Genomic DNA, 21,632 nt, shown 5'->3' with positions numbered 1-21,632 from the left:
CCTTTATACGCCTTGCCAGCTGGCCGGGCGGCCGCACCCGCAAACGCCGAAAGGCCGCGGGTGAGGAAAGTCCGGGCTCCATGGAAACACGGTGCCGGTTAATGGCCGGCGGGGGCGACCCCAGGGAAAGTGCCACAGAAAGCAAACCGCCACGGTTCGGCTTTGCCGGATTCGGGGCAAGGGTGAAAGGGTGGGGTAAGAGCCCACCGCGCGACTGGCAACAGGAGCGGCACGGTAAACCCCACCGGGAGCAAGACCGAATAGGGGCGGTGCGAGGGGAAACCCTCGAGGGCTGTTTCCGGCCCACCGTCCGGGTAGGTTGCGTGAGGCGCATGGCAACATGCGCCCAAGATGAATGGCCGCCACGTTCTCGCACCGAAAGGGGCGAGGGCCATACAAAACCCGGCTTACAGGCCAGCTGGCAATTCTCTCCATGATATCGAAGAGAAGTCTTTGAGATCAGCAGGTTGCGCCCTCGGGCGCGCCTGGTGATTCAGGTTTGTTCGACGATCCGCCATGCAAGCCTGGACCGGCGATTGCTTGAAATTGGTGCGATTAAATCGTACCATGGATCGGCAAAATATATCGGGAGCCATCATGGGACAGGTCGATAAACGCAGCATAACGCTGTCGCCGGAATTGGCGCAGGCGGTGGACGATGTGGTCGCCGCCGGCGAATACGCATCGGCGAGCGAGGTAATCCGTGATGCGCTCAGGCAATGGAAAGACCGGCGCGACCTGCATGGCTACACCGTCGAGGAATTGCGCAAGCTGGTGCAGGAAGGGATCGACAGCGGCCCCGGTCGATTTGCGTCGATGGATGACATCAAGGCTGAAGCGCGGAGGCGCTGGCGATCCGACGACGGAGCATGAATTTGCTCCCCATCGTCCGGAACGCGCGCGCAGAAGACGATCTGATCGCGATCTGGCTTCATGTTGCACGCGACAGCGAGGCCGCAGCCGACCGGTTGCTCGATCGCATCGAGGCACGGTGGCAGCAACTGGCCACTTATCCCTTCTCAGGTGCGCCGCGTGACGATATTGCACCCGGCATCCGTCATCTGGTCGTTGGCGACTATCTCACCTTGTATCGCGTCGGTGACGGCGCGATCGAGATCATCCGCGTGCTGCACGGCCATCGCAACATAGAAGCCGATGATCTCGGCCAGTGAACGATTCGGTCAGCCGCTGATCTTGTCCAGCGATGTCTCGATCGCCTTCCAAAGCTCTTCCACTGGCTCGCAGCCGACCGAGAGGCGCACGAAACCGGCGGAAACCGCATCGCCTCGCTTCAAGCGCCGCTCGGCGGAGGTATGGACGCCGCCGAAGGATGTCGCGGCCTGGATCAGGTCGCAATTGTTGATGAAATCCTCGGCCTTGTCCTCCGAGGCGAGTTCGAAAGAGATCAGAAAGCCGAAGCGCTCCATCTGGGCGCGCGCGAGGTTGTGCGACGGATCGCTTTCCAGTCCGGGGAACCGCAGGCCGTTGATCGCCCGGTGGCCTTTCAGCCGCCGCGCGATCACTTCCGCCGAGGAACACATGCGATCGAAGCGCACGTCCAGTGTCTCCAGGCCGCGATGCACCAGCCAGGCTTCGAACGGACCGGGAATGCTGCCGGAAACCTCGCGCCAGCCGGTCACGGCGGCAATGATTTCGGCATTGCGGCTGGCGACATGGCCGAACAGCACATCGGAATGGCCATTGGGTGCCTTGGTGTCGGCGGCAACGACGATATCGGCGCCATGGTCGAGTGGGCGCTGGCCGAAGGGTGTCATCGTCGTGTTGTCGACCACCAGCAGCGCGCCGGCTTTGTGAACAGCGCCGGCTACGGCCGCGATGTCGCAGATATCCAGCCCCGGATTGGCAGGGGTTTCGACAAAGGCAAGGCGATATCCATCGAAGCCGCCATCGAGGAAGGTCGAGGTCGGCCTGACATCGTAGGTGATGCCAAGGGGCTTCAGGAAGCGTTCGGCCAAAGCCCGTGTCGTGTGATAGCCGTCCGAAGGCAGCAGGATGCGATCGCCGGCCTTGAGCACGGCAAAAAATGCTGCCGAGATCGCCGCCATTCCCGAAGGAAAGGCGACGCAGGGCGCGTCCTCCAGATGGGCCAGTATATGTTCGACCGCATCCCAGGTCGGGTTGCTGAAGCGGCCGTACTGGTTGAAACCGGTGGCGTCGCCGGGCGCGTGAAAAATGGCGGCCATGGTCAGGGGCAGAGGGATGGAATCGCCCGTGGCAAGCCCGCTGCTACGCAGATGGGATAGTGCCGCAGCGCGACTGTTCGCTGTTTCAGACATCGATTCTCAAACCCTTTGGTGACCGACCGGATGCGGCGAAACGCTATGCCGGGTAGCGCCTCGCGGCAAGGCGCGTCCGGTTGGGCCAGGCGGCTCTAAACGCTTCGTTAGGCTTAATAGAGCATAAACACGAGACGTGCCGTCAGGGCTGCTCTCATTGGTCGCGGCGTGCGTGTTTGTGAAGCCATCCCGTTGACGCCCATAGTACCCCATGATATCCCATTTAGACATCAAAGCCTTCGTTCCGCGTCAGGGTAAAGCGTACGCCAATCGGGCAGCCGCGGCGGCTGCGCGTTTGCCGTTTCTTGCCCGCGCGAACGGGGTTGGTACGGGGCGGGGAACGCGCCGCGGCGGCGCGTGCGAGACGATGAAGAGGGGTGCGGCGGCGCAAGCGGCTGTAGCGTTTAATGGACCGGTTTCTCTCGAACACGGTGAGCAGGATCGATGCGAAGGGACGGGTATCCGTTCCGGCGCATTTCCGTGCCGTTGTGCAGAAGCGCGGCTATTCGGAACTCTATGCCCTGCGCTGCCTCGATCTGCCGGCGATGGATGTCGGCGGGCTCGACCTGCTCGACCGCTACGAGCAGCGCATCGCACTCGAAGATCCCTTCCTGCAGACGGCGGACGATATGTCGTTCTTTTGCCATGGCGACGGAACATTCTTGAAACTCGATCAGGACGGCCGCATCACGATGAGCGATTTCATTCGCGAACACACCGGCATTTCGGCGGAAGTGACCTTTGTCGGACGCGGCAATTTCTTTCAGATCTGGGAGCCGGGACGACTTGCTTCCTATGGGGCGCAGGCGCGGGCCCGGCTTTTGCAGCTTCGGCAGGGGACGAAGGCTGGGGAGCGACCGGAATGACGGTGGGCCACGGCGATGACCTTTCTCACGCCGTAGATGGGCACGCCGTTGGCGGACCGGCCCGCCACATTCCGGTCCTCCTTGGCGAAGTGCTGGAAGCGCTGGCGCCGGCGGAGGGCGACACGATCATCGACGGCACGTTCGGCGCCGGCGGCTACGCCAGGGCCATCCTGGCGACGGGCGCCTCCGTGGTGGCGATCGACCGCGATCCGGATGCCATCGCCGCCGGGCGCGATCTCGAGGCGCGGTCGGGCGGTCGGCTGCGGCTGGTGCAGGCGCCGTTCTCCACGCTGGACGAACATGTCGAGAGTGCCGACGGCGTCGTGCTCGACATTGGTGTGTCCTCAATGCAGATCGATCAGGCCGAGCGTGGGTTTTCGTTCCGCGCCGACGGGCCGCTCGACATGCGCATGGCGCAGGCCGGTTTGAGCGCCGCCGACGTCGTCAACAGCTTCAAGCCGGGCGACCTTGCCCGCATCTTCGGCTTTCTCGGCGAAGAGCGTCATGCCGGGCGCATTGCCCGCATGATCGAGGCTCGCCGCGAAAAGCGCCCGTTCGAACGGACGCTGGAACTCGCCGACGCCATCGAGACGCATATCGGTCGTGCGCCGAAGGACAAGATCCATCCGGCCACGCGCGTCTTCCAGGCGCTGCGCATCTTCGTCAATGACGAGCTTGGCGAACTGGCCAAGGCCCTGTTCGCGGCCGAACGCGCGCTGAAGCCGGGCGGACGGCTCGCCGTGGTGACGTTCCATTCGCTGGAAGACCGCATCGTCAAGCGTTTCATCGCCGACCGGGCCGACGTCGCGACCGGCTCGCGTCACCTGCCCGAGGCTCATGCGCGCACCGCGACCTTCCGCAAGGCGGGTGGCGGCGTGACCGCCGGCGACGCCGAGGTGGCGGCCAATCCGCGCGCCCGTTCGGCTAGGCTGCGCGCGGCAATCCGCACCGAGGCGCCGGCGCGCGGCAGCGACTTTTCGATTTTCGGCCTTCCAAAGCTTCCCGGCATCGACCGTCCGGGGGAGAGGTAAGCACGTGTTTCGTACCAGCGACATCGTCCTGATAGCCGTCATGGTTGCGGCGGCTGCCCTTACCTACAAGGCCAAGCGCGAGGCCGAGGAACAATTGGCTTCAGTGCAGAAGATCCATGCGCAGATCCGCTATGAGGAGGACACGATCGACCTGCTCAAGGCCGACTGGAGCCTGCTCACCCAGCCATCGCGGCTGCAGAAGCTGGCCGAACTCTACAAGTCGCAGCTCGAACTCGAGCCGGTCAGCGCTCGCCAGATCGTCGGCATCGGCGACCTGCCGGCCAAATCCCTGGACATTCAGGACATCCTGTCCGGACGCCAGGGCGGCATGGCCGACAATTCCGACCAAGTACCTCCGGGCAGCAGGGATCCCGTGGTGACCGGAGGCATCGCCCAATGATCGGCAAACTGCTGAAGCGTCACGTCAGGACGGGTGAAGACGGATCGATCGTCGTCGAGGGCGCCCGCAAGGCGACCGGCGGCAAGGGCAGGACGCGCATCGTGATGACGATGGCGGTGTTCTTCGGTATCTTCTCGACCATTTCGGGACGCCTGGTCTATCTCGGCTTCCAGACCCCTGACATGTCGGGCGGCCCGCAAAGCCGGGTGACGGCATCGCGGCCCGACATTGTCGATCGCAACGGTGAAGTGCTGGCGACGGACATCAAGACGGCGTCGCTGTTTGCCGAACCGCGCCGCATCGTCGACGCCGACGAGGCGATCGAGAAGCTGTCGACGGTGCTTCCGGACATCGACTACGAGCAGACTTATCGCAAGCTGAAGAGCGGCGCCGGCTTTGTCTGGCTGCAGCGGCAGCTGACGCCCAAGCAACAGTCCGACATCATGCAGCTCGGCATTCCCGGCTTCGGTTTCCGCACCGAGAAGCGCCGCTTCTATCCGAGCGGCGAGACCTCGTCCTACATTGTCGGGCTTACCAACATCGACAACCAGGGCATCTCCGGCATGGAGAAATATGTCGATGAGCAGGGCTTGAGCGACCTGCAGGCATCGGGCCTCGCGGTTGCCAAGGATCTCAAGCCGGTGAAACTTTCGATCGATCTGCGCGTCCAGCACGTGGTGCGCGACGAGATTGCCGCCGGCCTGGAGCGCTATCGCGCCATGGGCGCTGGCGCCGTTGTGCTCAACGTCAAGACCGGCGAAGTAGTGGCCATGGCCTCGGTGCCGGATTTTGATCCGAACAATCCTTACAATGCACAGGACAAGGACAGGCTGAATCGGATGTCGGCGGGCCTCTACGAGATGGGCTCGACCTTCAAGAGCTTCACCTCCGCCATGGCGCTCGATTCGGGCAGGGCGACGATGGCGAGCCGCTTCGATGCTTCGCATCCAATCCGGGTCGGCCATCAGGCCATTCACGATTTCCACGGCAAGAACCGTGTGCTGTCGTTGCCGGAGGTGTTCCTCTATTCGTCCAACATCGGGTCGGCCAGGGAGGCCGAAATGGTCGGCATCGCGGGGCATCGCGAATTCCTGCATCGCCTTGGAATTTTGGACAAGATGCAGACCGAACTGCCGGAAGTCGCCCGCCCGACTGAACCGAAGGTCTGGAAACAGGTCAATTCGTTCACCATCGCCTTCGGTCATGGCGTGTCGACGACGCCGCTGCAAGCGGCTGTCGGCTGCGCCGCGCTGATGAATGGCGGCTTCCTCATGAACCCCACCTTCCTGATCCGTACACAGGAAGAAGCGATGGCGGTGGCCAAGAAAGTGGTCAGCGACAAGACGGTCGACGGCATGCGCTATCTCTATACGCTCAACGCCGAGAAGGGCTCGGCCAGAAACGCCAGAGTGCCCGGCTATCGCGTTGGCGGTAAGACCGGAACGGCCGAGAAGGTCATCAATGGCCGCTACTCGAAGGAATTGAATTTCAATACATTCGTCGCCGCCTTTCCGATGGACGATCCACAATACCTGGTGTTTACGATCGCCGACGCCCCGCACCCTGAAAAGCCTGGCATGACAGACGTCGCGGCCTCGAATGCGGGCGTTATGGCGGGCAACATTATCCGGCGTGCGGCTGCCATGCTTGGCGTGAAGCCAGATTTCAGCCATGAAAATGGTGCAACGCTGGTTTCCTATCAGTGATTCTTAGGGCGCGCCGGTAACTGCGCGCTATTTTGTTGCGGTGAACGGGACTCGATGAAGCTCAGAGATCTAGCCGGTATCCTGCCAGTCGAAGGAACAACTTCCGCCGATCTGGAGGTCATCGGGATTTCGTCGGATTCCCGCCAGGTAAAACCGGGCGTTGTCTTTTTTGCGCTCGCCGGAACTAAGGCCGATGGTGCCGTTTATGCCGCCGACGCCGCCGCGCGTGGTGCGGCGGCGATCGTGACGGGCAAGGGCGCCACCATTGCCGGGCTGTCGGTTCCGGTGCTGGCGGTCGGTGATCCGCGCCTGGCGCTGGCGCTGAGTGCGGCCCGCTATTTCGGCAAGCAGCCGCAGACCATGGTCGCGGTGACCGGCACCAGCGGCAAGACGTCGGTCGCCGCCTTCACCAGGCAGATCTGGGAGCAGGCGGGTTATGCCGCCGCTTCGATCGGCACCACCGGGGTGGTGGCGCCTGGCCGCAACGACTATGGCTCGCTGACGACGCCCGATCCGGTTGCCTTGCACCAGTTGCTGCGGGAATTGGCCGATGCCGGCGTCACCCACGCCTCGATGGAAGCCTCCAGCCATGGGCTCGACCAGCGCCGCCTCGACGGCGTGAAGCTGGCGGCCGGCGGTTTCACCAATCTCGGCCGCGACCATATGGATTATCATCCGACCATCGAGGACTATCACCGCGCCAAATTGCGCCTGTTCGACACGCTGCTGCCGAAGGGCGCGCCGGCTGTGATCTTTGCCGACGATCCATGGGCGGCACCGACGATCGAGGCGGCCCGGGCCGCCGGGCTCGAGGTGCTGACGGTCGGTCGCCATGGCGATTTCCTCAGGCTGAAGCGGGTCGAGCACGAGCGCCACCGCCAGCGCGCCGAGGTCGAGGCCGACGGCGTGCTCTACGAGATCGACCTGCCGCTGGCCGGCGACTTCCAGATATCGAACGCGCTGGTTTCGGCGGGGCTTGCCATTTCCACGGGAACACCCGTCGCCAAAGTCTTGATGGCATTGGAGAAACTGAAGGGCGCGCCGGGCCGCCTCGACCTCGTTGGCACCGCTACCAATGGCGCGCCGGTCTATGTCGACTATGCCCACAAACCCGACGCGCTGGAAAACGTGCTGGCCTCGGTGCGCCCATTCACCACCGGCCGCGTCATCGTCGTGTTTGGCTGCGGCGGTGACCGAGACAGAGGAAAAAGGCCGATCATGGGCGAAATCGCGACGCGGCTTGCCGATGTCGTCATCGTCACCGACGACAATCCGCGCTCGGAAGTGCCGGAAACGATCCGCGCCGCCATTCTCGCGGCTGCTCCCGGCGCCATCGAGATCGGTGACCGGCGCCAGGCGATCCACGAGGCGGTCGCCATGCTGCATGCCGGCGACACGCTGATCGTGGCCGGCAAGGGCCATGAAGAGGGCCAGACGATCGGCTCCGAGACCTTGCATTTCTCCGATCATGAGGAAGTTCGCGCAGCACTCGCGGAGCGCGCCGCATGAGCTTGCTGTGGACCACCGAGACGCTGGTTGCCGCCATGGACGGGCGGCCGCTCGGGCCGATGCCGGACGGCATATCGGGCATTTCGATCGACAGCCGCAGCCTGCAGCCGGGCGACGCTTTCTTCGCCATCAAGGGCGAGGCGATGGACGGCCATGACTTCGCGACCGCTGCCATCAAAGCCGGCGCCGGGGTGCTGGTGGTGGCCGAAGGCAAGCTGCCGTCGCTCGGCCGGCTGACGGCGCCGATCATCGTCGTCGAGGATGTGCTGGTCGCGCTGGAAAAGCTCGGGGTTGCGTCGCGCGCCCGCTCGAGCGCGAAAATCATCGCCGTGACCGGTTCAGCCGGCAAGACCACCACCAAGGAGGCGCTGCGCCACGTGCTGCAGGCCGTCGGCAAGGTGCATGCCTCGGCGCAGTCGTTCAACAACCATTGGGGCGTGCCGCTGACATTGGCGCGCATGCCCGCCGATTGCGATTACGCCGTGTTCGAAATCGGCATGAACCATCCCGGCGAGATACGGCCGCTGGTAAAGATGGTGAGGCCGCATGTCGCCATCGTCACCATGATCGCGGCCGCCCACCTTGGCTTCTTCCGCAACCTGGACGAGATCGCCAAGGCCAAGGCCGAGATTTTCGAAGGGCTGGAGCCTGAGGGCGCCGCCATTCTCAACCGGGACGATGCGCGCTTCAAGCTTCTCGACAAGATGGCGCAAGCCGCCGGTGTCGAGCACGTCTACGGTTTCGGCGAGAATGCGCGTTCGACCTTCAAGCTGGTCAAATGCGAACTGCATGCGGATCATTCCGACATCGCCGCCAGGATCAGCGGCCATGAGGTGACGGCGCGGATCGGTGCGCCCGGCCGCCACATGGTGCAGAACGTGTTGGCGGTGCTGGGTGCGGCGCATCTGGTCGGTGCAGATCTCGACAGAGTGGCACTCGCACTGGCCGATCTCTCGGCCGAGCGCGGGCGCGGCAAGCGCCATGTGCTGCGCCATCCCGGTGGCCCGACTTCGGGCCACCCGGGAGGACCGATCACGCTGATCGACGAGAGCTATAATGCCAATCCGGCATCGATGGCTGCCGCCATGGCATTGCTCAACGCGACGCCGGTGACCGGCGAGGGCCGCCGCATCGCCGTGCTCGGAGACATGCTCGAACTCGGCGACCATTCGGCCAAGCTGCATGCGGCTCTCGCCGACCTTATCGTTGGCACCGGCACGCAGACCGTCTTTCTCGCTGGCCCGGAAATGCGGGCGCTGGCCGAGATACTGCCCGGCGAGGTCGAGACGGAATACCGCGCCGGCGTCGAGGAGTTGAAGCCGGTGCTGCTTGCAGCCCTGAAACCGGGAGACGTGGTGATGATCAAATCGTCGAAGGGCATCGGTTTTGCAAAACTGGTCGATGCGCTGCTGGGCAAATTCCCGGCTGAATCGACAACCAGAAAACAGACCTAGGTCGGGGACCAAAAGCGCATGTTTACACTGCTCGTCGATTTTGCGGACAAGGTCTCGGTCTTCAATGTCTTCCGTTACATCACCTTCCGCACCGGCGGGGCGCTGATCACGTCGGCGCTGATCGTCTTCATCTTCGGGCCGACGATCATCAATTCGCTGCGGCTGCGGCAAGGCAAGGGCCAGCCGATCCGCGCCGACGGGCCGCAGACGCATTTCAAGAAGGCAGGTACGCCGACCATGGGCGGGCTGATGATCCTGTCGGGCATCATCGGCTCATCGCTTTTGTGGGCGAACCTGTCGAGCATCTATGTCTGGGTGGTGCTGCTGGTGACGCTGGGCTTCGGCTCGATCGGCTTCTATGACGACTACCTGAAGGTGACCAAGCAGTCGCATCTCGGCTTTTCCGGCAAGGCGCGGCTGGCGCTCGAATTTGTCATCGCCGGCATCGCCGCATGGGTGATCATGCATAACGGCCAGGCGCCGTTCTCCTCGTCGCTGACATTTCCCTTCGCCAAGGAATTCATCGTCAATCTCGGCTGGTTCTTCATTCCGTTCTCCTGCTTCGTCATCGTCGGCGCCGGCAATGCTGTGAACCTGACCGATGGCCTGGACGGACTGGCGATCGTGCCGATCATGATCGCGGCGGCCTCCTTCGGCGTCATCGCCTATCTCTCCGGCAACGCCGTCTTCGCCGAATATCTGCAGATCCATTTCGTGCCCGGCACAGGCGAACTGGCTGTCGTGCTTGGCGCGGTCATCGGTGCCGGCCTCGGCTTCCTCTGGTTCAACGCGCCGCCGGCGGCGATCTTCATGGGCGACACCGGCTCGCTGGCCATGGGCGGCCTGATCGGCACGGTGGCGGTCGCCACCAAGCACGAGATCGTGCTGGTCATCGTCGGGGGATTGTTCGTCGTCGAAATCCTTTCCGTCATCATCCAGGTCGGCTATTTCAAGATGACCGGCAAGCGGGTATTCCTGATGGCGCCGATCCACCATCATTTCGAAAAGCTCGGCTGGACCGAAAGCCAGGTGGTGATCCGCTTCTGGATCATCGCCGTCATCCTGGCTCTGGTCGGCCTGTCGACCCTCAAGCTGAGATAGGAGGCCGCTTGATCCCCGCCGCATCCTTTTCAGGCAAGCGCGTTTCGCTCTTCGGGCTCGGTGGCTCGGGGATCGCGACGGCGCGCGCGCTGATTGCGGGCGGAGCGGACGTGCTGGCCTGGGACGATAATCCCGAAAGCGTCGCCAAGGCCGCCGCCGCCGGGATCGCAACCGCCGATTTGCGCGGGGCCGACTGGGCCAAGTTCTCGGCTTTCGTGCTGTCGCCGGGCGTGCCGCTGACGCATCCCAAGCCGCACTGGACGGTGGAGCTGGCGCGCGGTTCCGGTGTCGAGATCATCGGCGACATCGAACTTTTCTGCCGCGAACGGATGCTCGGCGCGCCAACGGCGCCCTTCATTGCCATCACCGGCACCAACGGCAAGTCGACGACGACCGCGCTGACCGCGCACATCCTGAAAGCAGCCGGGCGCGACACCCAGATGGGCGGCAATATCGGCCGCGCGGTGATGACACTTGATCCGCCGCGGCCCGATCGGCACTATGTGGTCGAATGCTCGTCGTATCAGATCGACCTCGCCCCCTCGATCGACCCGACGGCCGGTATCCTGCTCAACCTGACGCCCGACCATCTCGACCGCCACGGCACCATGCAGCACTACGCCGCGATCAAGGAGCGGCTGGTGGCCGGCAGCGAGACGGCGATCGTCGGCATCGACGATTCCTGGTGCGCGCAGATCGCCGAACGGCTGGAGCGAGCGGGGCGGCATGTCATCCGCATTTCCAAGCGGCTGCCGCTGACCGACGGCTATTTCGCCGACGGCGGCGATCTGATGGAGGCCGTGCACGGCCGCTACAGCCGTGTCGCATTCCTTGAAGGCATCGGCTCGCTGCGCGGCCAGCACAATGCGCAGAACGCGCTGGCTGCGGTCGCCGCCTGCCTCAAGGTCGGACTGGAGCTTGGCGAAATCCAGTCAGGGCTGGAAAGCTTTCCCGGCCTCGCGCATCGGATGGAGCAGGTCGGCCGCAAGGACCATGTGCTGTTCATCAACGATTCCAAGGCGACCAACGCCGATGCGGCGGCACCGGCTTTGTCGAGCTTTGCGCGCATCTACTGGATTGCCGGCGGCCTGCCCAAGGAAGGCGGCATCGAGCCGTTGCGCGGGTTCTTCCCGCGCATCGCCAAGGCCTATCTGATCGGCGAGGCCGCGCCTGCCTTTTCGGCGACGCTGGGTGAGGCCGTGCCCTATGAGATTTCAGGCACGCTGGCCGCGGCGGTCGAGCACGCCGCACATGATGCGGCGCAGGACGACAGCAGCGAGGCGGTGGTGCTGTTGTCGCCGGCCTGCGCGAGTTTCGACCAGTTCAAGAATTTCGAAGTCCGCGGCGAAGCCTTCAGGCAAGCTGCGAATGCTATCGAGGGTATGAAACCCATCGGAGGGGCACGATAATGCAGAGCCGTCTCGACAAAAGCCCGGTTGCGACCTGGTGGTGGACGATCGATCGCTGGTTCCTGGCAGCGTTCCTGTCGTTGATGGGGCTCGGCATCGTGCTGTCCTTCGCCGCCAGCCCGGCGGTGGCCGAACGCATCGGTCTCGACAGTTTCCACTTCGCCACCAGGCAGATCATCTTCACGGTGCCGGCGCTCGGCGTGATGCTGGCCGTGTCGTTCCTCGATTCCAGGCAGATCCGGCGCATGGCGCTGATCATGCTGTGCCTGATGCTGGTGCTGATGGTGGCGGTGCTCTACATCGGCGTCGAGGTGAAGGGGGCGCGCCGTTGGGTGTCGCTTGCCGGCCTGTCGATCCAGCCCTCGGAATTCCTCAAGCCCGCCTTCGTCATCATGTGCGCCTGGCTGTTTGCCGAGCACAAGCGCCAGCCCGACATTCCGGGCAATCTGTTCGCCATGCTGTTGCTGGTGCTAGTCGTGTCGCTGCTGGTGGCGCAACCGGACCTCGGCCAGACCATGCTGACGACCGGCACCTGGGGCATCATGTTCTTCATGGCGGGGCTGCCATGGCTGTGGATCGTCGCGCTGGGTGCCGCTGGCGTCGGCGGTGTCTTTGCCGCCTATACGGTGTTTCCGCACGTTGCCTTGCGCATCGACAAGTTCCTCACCGGCGAAGGCGACACGTTCCAGGTCGACATGGGGCGCGAGGCGCTGATCAATGGCGGCTGGTTCGGCGTCGGGCCGGGCGAGGGCACCGTCAAGCGGGTCATTCCCGACAGCCATGCCGACTTCGTCTTCTCGGTCGCCGGCGAAGAGTTCGGGCTGATCATGTGCTTCTTCATCATGTCGATCTTCGCGTTCATCGTGCTGCGCGGCCTCAACACGGCGCTGAAGGAGCATGACGATTTTACCCGCTATGCGGTCGGCGGCCTGGTCACCGTGTTCGGCCTGCAGGCTGTCATCAACATGTGCGTCAACCTGCAGCTTGTACCGGCCAAGGGCATGACGCTGCCGTTCATCTCCTATGGCGGCTCCTCGCAGATCGCCATCGCCATCTCGATGGGCATGGTTCTGGCGCTGACACGCAAGCGGCCCGAAAAGCGCAAGCAGATGGGCTTTGGCCTGTCGCAGCGCGCCGTGCCGGCGGAGTGATATGGCCAGAGGCGTCATCCTTCTCGCGGCGGGCGGAACCGGTGGGCATCTTTTCCCGGCCGAGGCGCTGGCGCATGAGCTGAACGGGCGCGGCTGGTTGGTGCATCTGGCGACCGACGACCGTGCCGAGCGGTTTGCCGGCCATTTCCCGGCGGCAGCCATCCATCCGATCCAGTCGGCAACGATGGGTTCGAAAAATCCCTTTGCCCTGCTTGGTGCCTTCTGGAAAATCTGGCGCGGCGTGCGTCAGGCTTCCGCCATCATCGCCAGGATCAAGCCGGATGCGGTGGTTGGCTTCGGCGGCTATCCGACCTTGCCGCCGCTCTACGCGGCGACACGGCGCAAGGTGCCGACCCTGATCCATGAGCAGAATGCGGTGATGGGCCGCGCCAACCGGGCGCTGGCCGGCCGTGTCGATGCGATCGCCGGCGGCTTCCTGCCGCAGGACACCAGTGCCATCGGCGCCAAGACGGTGACGACGGGCAATCCGGTCAGGCCCGCCGTGCTGGAAGCGGCCAAGACGGCTTATGCGGCGTCGGCCGGGGAACAGCCGTTCCGCCTGCTGGTGTTCGGCGGCAGCCAGGGCGCCCAGTTCTTTTCCGACGCAGTGCCGGGGGCGATCGCGCTGCTTTCCGATGCCCAGCGCAAGCGGCTTGTGATCACGCAGCAGGCGCGCGCGGACGACGTGGCGCGCGTCAAGGCCGCTTATGCCGCCCTTGGCGTCGCTGTCGAGGTCTCACCCTTCTTCACCGACATGGCGGCACGTATGGCGGCCGCGCATCTGGTGATCTCGCGCTCCGGCGCTTCGACCGTCTCCGAGATCGCCGTCATCGGCCGGCCGGCGCTGCTGGTGCCTTACCCGTACGCGCTTGATCACGACCAGGCGGCGAACGCGGCGGCCCTTGCCGCCGCCGGCGGTGGCGAGGTGCACCCGCAATCCTCGCTTTCGCCCGAACGGATCGCAGCGCTCATCGGCGGGCTGATGGACGCCCCCGAGCGGCTGGCGGCGATGGCGGCTGGCGCGAAATCGGCCGGCAGGCCGGACGCGGCACGGTTGCTCGCCGATCTCACAGAGGCTATTGCGTCCAAAAAAGCCGTTTCGGATTTCAGGGAAGGGACGCACGCATGAAGATGCCGGAGACCATCGGCCTTGTGCATTTCATCGGCATTGGCGGCATCGGCATGAGCGGCATTGCCGAAGTGCTGCACAATCTCGGCTACAAGGTGCAAGGCTCCGACCAGGCCGAGAGCGCCAATGTCCAGCGGCTGCGCGACAAGGGCATCGAATGCTTTGTCGGCCACAAGGCCGAAAATCTCGGCGATGCCGAGGTTGTGGTCGTCTCGACGGCGATCAAGAAATCCAATCCGGAACTCAAGGCCGCGCGCGAAAAGCTGCTGCCGATCGTGCGCCGGGCCGAGATGCTGGCCGAACTGATGCGCTTCCGACAGGCGGTGGCCATCGGCGGCACGCATGGCAAGACGACGACGACCTCGATGGTGGCGACCTTGCTCGATGCCGGCGGGCTCGATCCGACCGTCATCAACGGCGGCATCATCAACGCCTATGGCACCAATGCCCGCATGGGCGACGGCGAATGGATGGTGGTCGAGGCCGACGAGAGCGACGGCACCTTCCTGAAGCTGCCGGCCGAGATCGCGGTCGTCACCAACATCGATCCCGAGCATCTCGATCACTATGGCAGTTTCGACAAGGTGCGCGAGGCGTTCCGCCAGTTCGTCGAGAACGTGCCGTTCTACGGTTTTGGCGTGATGTGCACCGATCATCCCGAGGTGCAGGCGCTGGTCAGCCGCATCGAGGACCGCCGCATCGTCACCTATGGCGAGAACGCGCAAGCCGATGTGCGTTTCACCAACCACCGCATGGCGGGTGCCATTTCGGAATTCGACGTGGTGATCCGTGACCGCAAGACCGGCGGCCAGACGACCATAGCAGGCCTGCGCCTGCCGATGCCCGGCCGTCACAACGTCTCCAACGCGACCGCCGCCATCGCCGTCGCGCATGAGCTTGGCCTGTCGGCCGAGGCGATCAAGAAGGGCCTGTCGTCCTTCGCCGGCGTCAAGCGCCGCTTCACCCATACCGGCTCGTGGAACGGCGTCGATGTGTTCGACGATTACGGCCACCATCCGGTCGAGATCTCGGCGGTGCTGAAGGCGGCGCGCAGCGCCACCAAGGGTCGCGTCATCGCCATTGCGCAGCCGCATCGCTTCACCCGGCTGCATGATCTGTTCAACGAGTTTTCCGCTTGCTTCAACGACGCCGACACGGTGATGGTGGCACCGGTCTACGCGGCCGGCGAGGAGCCGATCGACGGCGTCAGCTCGGACGCGCTGGTATCGCGCATCCGCGCCGGCGGCCATCGTGACGCGCGCTACATCGAGGGGCCGGCGGCAATCGCGCCCATCATCCGCGATCTGGCCAAATCAGGCGATTTCGTCGTCTTCCTTGGCGCCGGCAACATCACCCAATGGGCCTATGCGTTGCCCAAGGAGCTTGGCGGGACGGTCTCATGATGCACGGCCAGGCCCTGATCGACAAACTTGGCGACCGGCTTGCCGGCCTGCGCGGCCGTATGACGCCGAATGCCGAGATGGACAAGATCACCTGGTTCCGTGCCGGTGGCCTGGCGGAAGCGTTGTTCCAGCCGGCCGATGAGGAGGACCTCGCCGCGTTCCTCAAAGCCGTTCCGGAGGAAATACCGCTGACCATCGTCGGCGTCGGTTCGAACCTTCTGGTCCGCGACGGCGGTATTCCGGGCTTTGTCGTCAGGCTTTCAGCCAAGGGGTTTGGTGAAGCGGAAGTCATTTCGCCGATCAGGATCAAGGCCGGCGCGGCCACGCCTGACAAGCGCGTCGCCGCGGTGGCGCTCGAGGCAGGCATTGGCGGCTTTCATTTCTACCATGGCATTCCGGGCGCCATCGGCGGCGCGCTGCGGATGAATGCCGGTGCCAATGGCGTCGAGACGCGCGAGCGCGTCGTCGAGGTACGCGCGCTCGACCGCAAGGGCAATGTGCAGACGCTGAGCAATGCCGATATGGGTTATGCCTACCGTCATTCGGCGGCACCTGCCGGGCTGATCTTCACCTCGGCCGTGTTCGAAGGCTTTGCCGAGGACAAGGCGGCGATCAAGGCGGCGATGGATGCCGTGCAGAACCACCGCGAGACCGTGCAGCCGATCCGCGAGAAGACCGGCGGCTCGACCTTCAAGAATCCGGAAGGCACATCGGCCTGGAAGGAGATCGACAAGGCTGGCTGCCGCGGCCTGATGATCGGTGGCGCGCAGATGTCGCCGATGCATTGCAACTTCATGATCAACACGGGAACCGCGACCGGCTACGACCTTGAATATCTCGGCGAGACGGTGCGCACGCGGGTGCTGGAGAATTCCGGTATCCGGCTGCATTGGGAAATCCAGCGCATCGGCAATTTCCGGCCGGGACATGCCGTCCAGGAGTTTCTCGGGCAGCTTCTCTAGCCCGCCTTGAAGTTCATGTGATGCATGAACTTCAAAAGGTTCGAAACGGCTCGCGGCCGTTGCCGCAAAGACTCAACGACACGCTTTTCGCATCCATTTTCTCAGAAAGTGAATCTCTCGGAATCGTAAGCACTTGCCAGTGAATCAACTCTCTGATTCTCTGCTCGAAAGCGTTTCCTGATTTGAGTCGTTCGACGCGTTACCCGCGTTTTTCCGTCTGGGGGGCAACCTGCCGGGAGACTCGGACTCAATGTTGCGGAAAATCTTGGTTTTTGGTCCGCCGTGAGAGGGGATACCGGGGAATGAAAAGCAAGCATGTGGCTGTCCTGCTGGGTGGTTTTTCGTCCGAGCGGCCCGTGTCTTTGTCTTCGGGGAAGGCTTGCGCCGATGCGCTCGATCAGGAGGGCTACCAGGTCACCCGCGTCGATGTCGGGCGCGATGTCGGCTCCGTGCTTGCCGAACTCAAGCCCGATGTCGTCTTCAACGCGCTGCATGGCCCTTTTGGCGAGGACGGTACCGTCCAGGGCATCCTCGAGTATCTCGGCATTCCCTACACCCATTCCGGCGTGCTCGCCTCGGCTTTGGCCATGAACAAGGAGCAGGCCAAGCGGGTTGCCAAATCGGTCGGTGTTCCGGTCGCCGAATCGAAGGTTGCCAGCCGCTTCGCCATTCAGAACAAGCACCCGATGAAGCCGCCCTATGTGGTCAAGCCGGTCAATGAGGGTTCGAGCTTCGGCGTCGTCATCGTGCATGAAGGCCAGTCGCATCCGCCGCAGGTGATCGGCTCGTCCGAATGGAAATATGGCGATACCGTCATGGTCGAGCGCTACGTCCATGGCCGTGAGCTGACCTGCGCGGTGATGGGCGATGTGGCGCTGGGGGTCTGCGAAATCATCCCGACCGGCCATTCCTTCTACGACTATGATTCAAAATATGTCGCTGGGGGATCAAAGCACGAATGCCCCGCAAAAGTTTCACCGAATATTTACCAAAAAATACAAACACTGGCGCTCAAGGCTCACCAAGCGATCGGCTGTCGGGGCGTTTCCCGGTCGGACTTCCGTTATGACGATCGGCATTCCGAAAACGGCGAGATTGTATGGCTCGAGGTCAACACCCAGCCGGGTATGACGCCGACGTCCTTGGTGCCTGAAATCGCCGCCCAGGCCGGGCACTCGTTTGGCGATTTGTTGAGTTGGATGGTGGAGGACGCTTCGTGTCTGCGTTGAAATGGGGACAAGGTAAGGAGAGGGGCGCGGCCGAGCCGACGCTGTTCGGCCTGCCGTTGTCATCAGGCCATTTCGTGCTGCCGCGCGTGCTTCGCCGTCCGGTGCGCATTCTGGCGCGCCTCGGTGTCGGGGAGTTCCAGGCGCCGCGCTTTTCCGCTGCCATGATGTCGGCCGTGCTGATCGCCTCGAGCGGAGCCTATGGCGCCTATCTCGGCGGCCATATCGACGGCATCGTCCAGAGCATCACTGCCCGTACTGGCTTTGCCGTCGATCAGGTCAAGGTGGTCGGCAACCGCCAGACCTCGGAGATCGATATCCTCGACAGGCTCGAACTCGACGGCTGGACATCCCTGATCGGCTTCGACGCCGAGGCCGCGCGGGAGCGCATCGACACCCTGCCGTGGATCGAGGTCGCGGCGGTGCGCAAGGTTTATCCGCACACGCTGGAAGTGCGTGTCGAGGAGCGCGCCGCCTTCGCGCTCTGGCAGCAGGGTGATGAGCTGTCCGTCATCGAGAAGGATGGCGCCGTGATCGCGCCGTTCTCGGGCGGCAAGCAGGTGCTGCTGCCGCTGCTGATCGGCACTGGCGCGCCTGCGAGCGCGCCTGACTTCCTGGCCAAGATCGAAAAATATCCAGATCTCGCGGATCGGATCAAAGGCTATATCCGCGTGGGTGAGCGGCGTTGGGACCTGAAGCTGGACAATGGCATCACCATTAAGCTTCCCGAGGACGGCGAGGATCAGGCGCTCGCCGAACTCGTCAAGATGGACCATGACATGGGCCTGTTGTCGCGCGATATCGCCGCCGTCGACATGCGCCTGACCGACCGGCTGGTCGTGCAGTTGACGCCCGAGGCGGCGACGCAGCGCGAAGCCGCACTCAACGAAAAACCCAAGAGCCTGAAGCGCAAGCCGGAGACGAAGATATGAGCTGGCTTGGCGGTCATGGCGATGCCTCGTCACGCCGGTCCGGCACCTTGACGGTGCTGGATGTCGGTTCGAGCAAGGTCTGCTGCATGGTGGCCAAGCTGAAGCCGAGCGATGACGGCAAGCTGCTGCGTGGCCGTTCGCACCGGATCCAGGTGATCGGCATCGGCCATCAGAAGTCACAAGGCGTGAAGTCGGGCGTCGTCGTCGATCTCGACCGCGCCGAGCATGCCATCCGCCTTTCCGTCGACGCGGCCGAGCGCATGGCCGGGCTGACCGTCGATTCGCTGATCGTCAACATGACAGCCGGCCGGCTGAAGAGCGAAGCCTTCTCGGCAACCATCAACCTTGGCGGCCACGAGGCCGACGAGGCCGACATCAAGCGCGTTCTCGGCGCCGGCGCCAAGCAGGCGCTGAAGGCCGAGCGCGAGGTGATCCATTCGCTTCCGGTCGGCTTCTCGCTGGATGCCGAACGCGGCGTGCGCGATCCGCGCGGCATGGTCGGCGACGCACTCGGCGTCGACATGCATGTGCTGACCGGCGACGCCGCTCCGATGCGCAACCTGGAGCTTTCCATCAACCGTTCGCATCTGTCGGTCGAGCGCATGGTGGCGACGCCCTATGCCAGCGGGCTGGCGGCCCTGGTCGACGACGAACTGGAAATGGGCGCGGCCTGCATCGACATGGGCGGCGGCACGACGACGATCTCGGTGTTTTCGGAAGGCAAGTTCGTCCATGGCGATGCCATCGCCATCGGCGGCAATCACGTCACGCTTGACATGGCCAAGGGGCTTTCGACCTCGCTCGATGCCGCCGAGCGGCTGAAGGTGATGCATGGCTCGGCGCTGCCGGGTAGCGCCGACGACCGCGACCTGATCTCGATCCAGCCGATCGGCGACGATGGCGACGTGCCTTTGCAGATCCCGCGCTCGGTGATGACGCGCATCGTGCGCGCCCGTATCGACGAGACGCTGGAACTGCTGCGCGACCGGCTGAACAAGTCCGGCTACGGCAATGCGGTGGGCAAGCGTGTCGTTCTGACCGGCGGCGCCAGCCAGCTTGCCGGCCTGCCGGAGGCGGCGCGCCGCATTCTGGGACGCAATGTGCGCATCGGCCGTCCGCTCGGCGTGGCCGGCCTGCCGGAAGCGGCGAAGGGGCCGGCCTTCTCGGCCGCGGTGGGGCTTCTGATCTATCCGCAGATGGCGAGCTTCGAGAGCCATCCGGCGAAAGGAATTTCCGGTCTCAGAATGACCGGAACGGGCGGAAAACTGCATCGCATGAGTCAGTGGTTGAGAGACAGTTTCTAATTGACGGGGACAGCCCCATAGGCGGCCGCGGCGGCGAAGCGGCGTGAAAGGCAAAGGACGGAGACAATGACCATCAATCTGCAAAAGCCGGACATCACCGAGCTAAAGCCACGCATCACCGTGTTCGGTGTCGGCGGCGGCGGCGGCAATGCCGTCAACAACATGATCACCGCCGGTTTGCGCGGTGTCGAGTTCGTGGTGGCCAACACCGACGCGCAGGCGCTGACCATGTCGAAGGCAGGCCGCCTGATCCAGCTTGGGGCGCATGTCACCGAAGGCCTCGGCGCCGGCTCGCAGCCGGAAGTCGGCCGTGCGGCGGCGGAAGAGTGCATCGATGAGATCCTCGATCACTTGACCAACACCCATATGTGCTTCGTCACCGCCGGGATGGGCGGCGGCACCGGTACGGGTGCTGCTCCGGTCGTTGCCCGCGCCGCGCGCGAAAAGGGCATCCTCACCGTCGGCGTCGTCACCAAGCCGTTCCATTTCGAAGGCCAGCGCCGCATGAAGACCGCGGACTTCGGCATCGAGGAACTGCAGAAATGCGTCGATACGCTGATCGTCATCCCTAACCAGAACCTGTTCCGGCTGGCCAATGACAAGACCACCTTCGCCGACGCCTTCGCCATGGCCGACCAGGTGCTCTATTCCGGTGTTGCCTGCATCACCGACCTGATGGTCAAGGAAGGCCTGATCAATCTCGACTTCGCCGACGTCCGTTCCGTCATGCGCGAGATGGGCAAGGCGATGATGGGGACCGGCGAAGCTTCGGGCGAGGGCCGCGCGATGGCCGCCGCTGAGGCGGCGATTGCCAACCCGCTGCTCGACGAGACCTCTATGAAGGGCGCCAAGGGCCTGCTGATCTCGATCACCGGCGGCCGCGACCTGACGCTGTTCGAGGTCGACGAAGCGGCAACCCGTATCCGCGAGGAGGTCGATCAGGACGCCAACATCATCCTGGGCGCCACCTTCGACGAGGAACTCGAAGGCGTCATCCGCGTCTCGGTGGTTGCCACCGGTATCGACAAGTCGGCGGCGGAAATCGCCGCCGCGCCGATCTCGATCCGCACGGTGCCTCCGAAGCCAGCCAGCCGCCCGGCCGTTGCCGCGGTGGAAAACCGCCCGGCGCCGGTCCAGCAGACCGCCTACGAACCGCGTGCCATCGACCCGGTCGCCGAAGCCATCCAGCTGGCTGAAGCCAATGCCGCGGCCATGGCACAGGCGCGCCCGGCTCCGGCTCACGCTGAAGACTTCCGCCCGCAGAGCAAGATCTTCCAGGCGCCGCCAGCTCAGCCGATGCCGCAGCCCGTGGTCCAGCAGACGCAGCCGGCTCCGCAGCCGCGCGAGATGCTGCGCGAAGCCCCGCAGCCGGTTGCCATGGCGCCGCAGCGTATGCCGCGCGTCGAGGACTTTCCGCCCGTCGTCAAGGCCGAGGTGGATGCCAAGAGCCGCCCGGCCGACCACGAGAACAACAGCGGACCGATGGGCCTGCTGAAGCGCCTGACCAACGGATTGACCCGCCGCGAAGAAGAGCCTGCGCGGCTGCAGCCGGCGCAGCCGCGCGAACCCAAGCTGCGCCAGGCCGCACCCGAAGTGCGCCGTCTTGCCAGCCAGGACGCGCAGCTCTACGCACCGCGCCGTGGCCAGCTCGACGACCACGGCCGTCTTACACCGCAGGTGAGGGCGACTCAGGAAGACGATCAGCTGGAGATTCCGGCGTTCCTGCGCCGCCAGGCCAACTGACTGGTAAAC

At 64.3% G+C, this 21,632-nt stretch carries 19 protein-coding genes and 1 other RNA gene; 19 read left to right on the top strand and 1 reads right to left on the bottom strand.

Annotated features, from left to right (window positions below; genetic code table 11):
• Positions 1-15 precede the first annotated feature (15 nt).
• The 3 genes from rnpB (at position 16) to NKH19_RS07475 (ending at position 1,172) form a co-directional block, all read left to right on the top strand.
• Positions 16-426: RNase P RNA component class A (rnpB, locus tag NKH19_RS07485), an RNA gene on the top strand.
• A gap of 171 nt (positions 427-597) precedes the next feature.
• Positions 598-873, top strand: a complete 276-nt coding sequence (locus NKH19_RS07480; protein WP_352865603.1) for a type II toxin-antitoxin system ParD family antitoxin — start codon at positions 598-600, stop codon at positions 871-873.
• Positions 870-1,172: a type II toxin-antitoxin system RelE/ParE family toxin gene (locus NKH19_RS07475; RefSeq protein WP_352865346.1), complete on the top strand. Its 303-nt coding sequence runs from the start codon at positions 870-872 to the stop codon at positions 1,170-1,172. Before NKH19_RS07480 ends, NKH19_RS07475 begins: the two co-directional genes overlap by 4 nt.
• Positions 1,173-1,181: 9 nt before the next feature.
• On the opposite strand, the gene NKH19_RS07470 is transcribed toward NKH19_RS07475, so the two are convergent.
• Complete coding sequence (locus NKH19_RS07470; protein WP_352865343.1) at positions 1,182-2,297, bottom strand: cystathionine gamma-lyase; 1,116 nt, start codon at positions 2,295-2,297, stop codon at positions 1,182-1,184.
• 407 nt (positions 2,298-2,704) lie between these two features.
• Here NKH19_RS07470 and mraZ point away from each other — a divergent pair, with 407 nt between their 5' ends.
• The 16 genes from mraZ to ftsZ all read left to right on the top strand — a co-directional run bounded on the left by mraZ (position 2,705) and on the right by ftsZ (position 21,623).
• Positions 2,705-3,163, top strand: coding sequence for a division/cell wall cluster transcriptional repressor MraZ (mraZ, locus tag NKH19_RS07465; protein ID WP_352865341.1), 459 nt, complete (start codon positions 2,705-2,707; stop codon positions 3,161-3,163).
• The gene (gene rsmH, locus NKH19_RS07460; protein ID WP_352865339.1) at positions 3,160-4,194 is read left to right on the top strand and encodes a 16S rRNA (cytosine(1402)-N(4))-methyltransferase RsmH; all 1,035 of its coding nucleotides are present in this window, start codon (positions 3,160-3,162) and stop codon (positions 4,192-4,194) included. The genes mraZ and rsmH overlap by 4 nt, the downstream gene beginning before the upstream one ends.
• Before the next feature lie 4 nt (positions 4,195-4,198).
• Entirely contained in the window at positions 4,199-4,594 is a 396-nt protein-coding gene (ftsL, locus tag NKH19_RS07455; RefSeq protein ID WP_352865337.1) for a cell division protein FtsL, read from the top strand.
• Positions 4,591-6,300, top strand: coding sequence for a peptidoglycan D,D-transpeptidase FtsI family protein (locus tag NKH19_RS07450; RefSeq protein WP_352865335.1), 1,710 nt, complete (start codon positions 4,591-4,593; stop codon positions 6,298-6,300). The genes ftsL and NKH19_RS07450 overlap by 4 nt, the downstream gene beginning before the upstream one ends.
• Positions 6,301-6,354: 54 nt before the next feature.
• Positions 6,355-7,809, top strand: a complete 1,455-nt coding sequence (locus tag NKH19_RS07445) for a UDP-N-acetylmuramoyl-L-alanyl-D-glutamate--2,6-diaminopimelate ligase (RefSeq protein WP_352865333.1) — start codon at positions 6,355-6,357, stop codon at positions 7,807-7,809.
• Complete coding sequence (locus tag NKH19_RS07440) at positions 7,806-9,263, top strand: UDP-N-acetylmuramoylalanyl-D-glutamyl-2,6-diaminopimelate--D-alanyl-D-alanine ligase (protein ID WP_352865331.1); 1,458 nt, start codon at positions 7,806-7,808, stop codon at positions 9,261-9,263. Before NKH19_RS07445 ends, NKH19_RS07440 begins: the two co-directional genes overlap by 4 nt.
• Positions 9,264-9,281: 18 nt before the next feature.
• Positions 9,282-10,364 carry a phospho-N-acetylmuramoyl-pentapeptide-transferase gene (gene mraY / locus NKH19_RS07435; protein ID WP_013530954.1) on the top strand — a complete coding sequence of 361 codons (1,083 nt, stop codon included), beginning with the start codon at positions 9,282-9,284 and terminating at the stop codon, positions 10,362-10,364.
• Between the two features lie 8 nt (positions 10,365-10,372).
• Positions 10,373-11,773 (top strand): UDP-N-acetylmuramoyl-L-alanine--D-glutamate ligase, encoded by a 1,401-nt coding sequence (gene murD, locus NKH19_RS07430; protein WP_352865328.1) that lies wholly within the window; start codon positions 10,373-10,375, stop codon positions 11,771-11,773.
• Positions 11,773-12,924, top strand: coding sequence for a putative lipid II flippase FtsW (gene ftsW / locus NKH19_RS07425; RefSeq protein ID WP_027034940.1), 1,152 nt, complete (start codon positions 11,773-11,775; stop codon positions 12,922-12,924). The genes murD and ftsW overlap by 1 nt, the downstream gene beginning before the upstream one ends.
• Position 12,925: 1 nt before the next feature.
• The gene (gene murG / locus NKH19_RS07420) at positions 12,926-14,053 is read left to right on the top strand and encodes an undecaprenyldiphospho-muramoylpentapeptide beta-N-acetylglucosaminyltransferase (protein WP_352982078.1); all 1,128 of its coding nucleotides are present in this window, start codon (positions 12,926-12,928) and stop codon (positions 14,051-14,053) included.
• Positions 14,050-15,456, top strand: coding sequence for a UDP-N-acetylmuramate--L-alanine ligase (gene murC, locus NKH19_RS07415; RefSeq protein WP_352865325.1), 1,407 nt, complete (start codon positions 14,050-14,052; stop codon positions 15,454-15,456). Before murG ends, murC begins: the two co-directional genes overlap by 4 nt.
• Positions 15,453-16,418, top strand: coding sequence for a UDP-N-acetylmuramate dehydrogenase (murB, locus tag NKH19_RS07410; RefSeq protein ID WP_352865322.1), 966 nt, complete (start codon positions 15,453-15,455; stop codon positions 16,416-16,418). Before murC ends, murB begins: the two co-directional genes overlap by 4 nt.
• Before the next feature lie 302 nt (positions 16,419-16,720).
• Positions 16,721-17,647 carry a D-alanine--D-alanine ligase gene (locus tag NKH19_RS07405; protein ID WP_352865321.1) on the top strand — a complete coding sequence of 309 codons (927 nt, stop codon included), beginning with the start codon at positions 16,721-16,723 and terminating at the stop codon, positions 17,645-17,647.
• Positions 17,635-18,576 carry a cell division protein FtsQ/DivIB gene (locus NKH19_RS07400; RefSeq protein WP_352865319.1) on the top strand — a complete coding sequence of 314 codons (942 nt, stop codon included), beginning with the start codon at positions 17,635-17,637 and terminating at the stop codon, positions 18,574-18,576. The genes NKH19_RS07405 and NKH19_RS07400 overlap by 13 nt, the downstream gene beginning before the upstream one ends.
• On the top strand, positions 18,573-19,880 hold the full coding sequence (ftsA, locus tag NKH19_RS07395; RefSeq protein WP_352865317.1) for a cell division protein FtsA: 1,308 nt from the start codon (positions 18,573-18,575) through the stop codon (positions 19,878-19,880). Before NKH19_RS07400 ends, ftsA begins: the two co-directional genes overlap by 4 nt.
• A 66-nt stretch (positions 19,881-19,946) precedes the next feature.
• Entirely contained in the window at positions 19,947-21,623 is a 1,677-nt protein-coding gene (gene ftsZ, locus NKH19_RS07390) for a cell division protein FtsZ (protein WP_352865315.1), read from the top strand.
• Positions 21,624-21,632: the final 9 nt, after the last annotated feature.

Origin of the sequence: Mesorhizobium sp. M1338 (assembly GCF_040318045.1) — a bacterium.
GTDB lineage: Bacteria > Pseudomonadota > Alphaproteobacteria > Rhizobiales > Rhizobiaceae > Mesorhizobium.
This window is presented reverse-complemented; position numbering and strand designations above follow the sequence as displayed.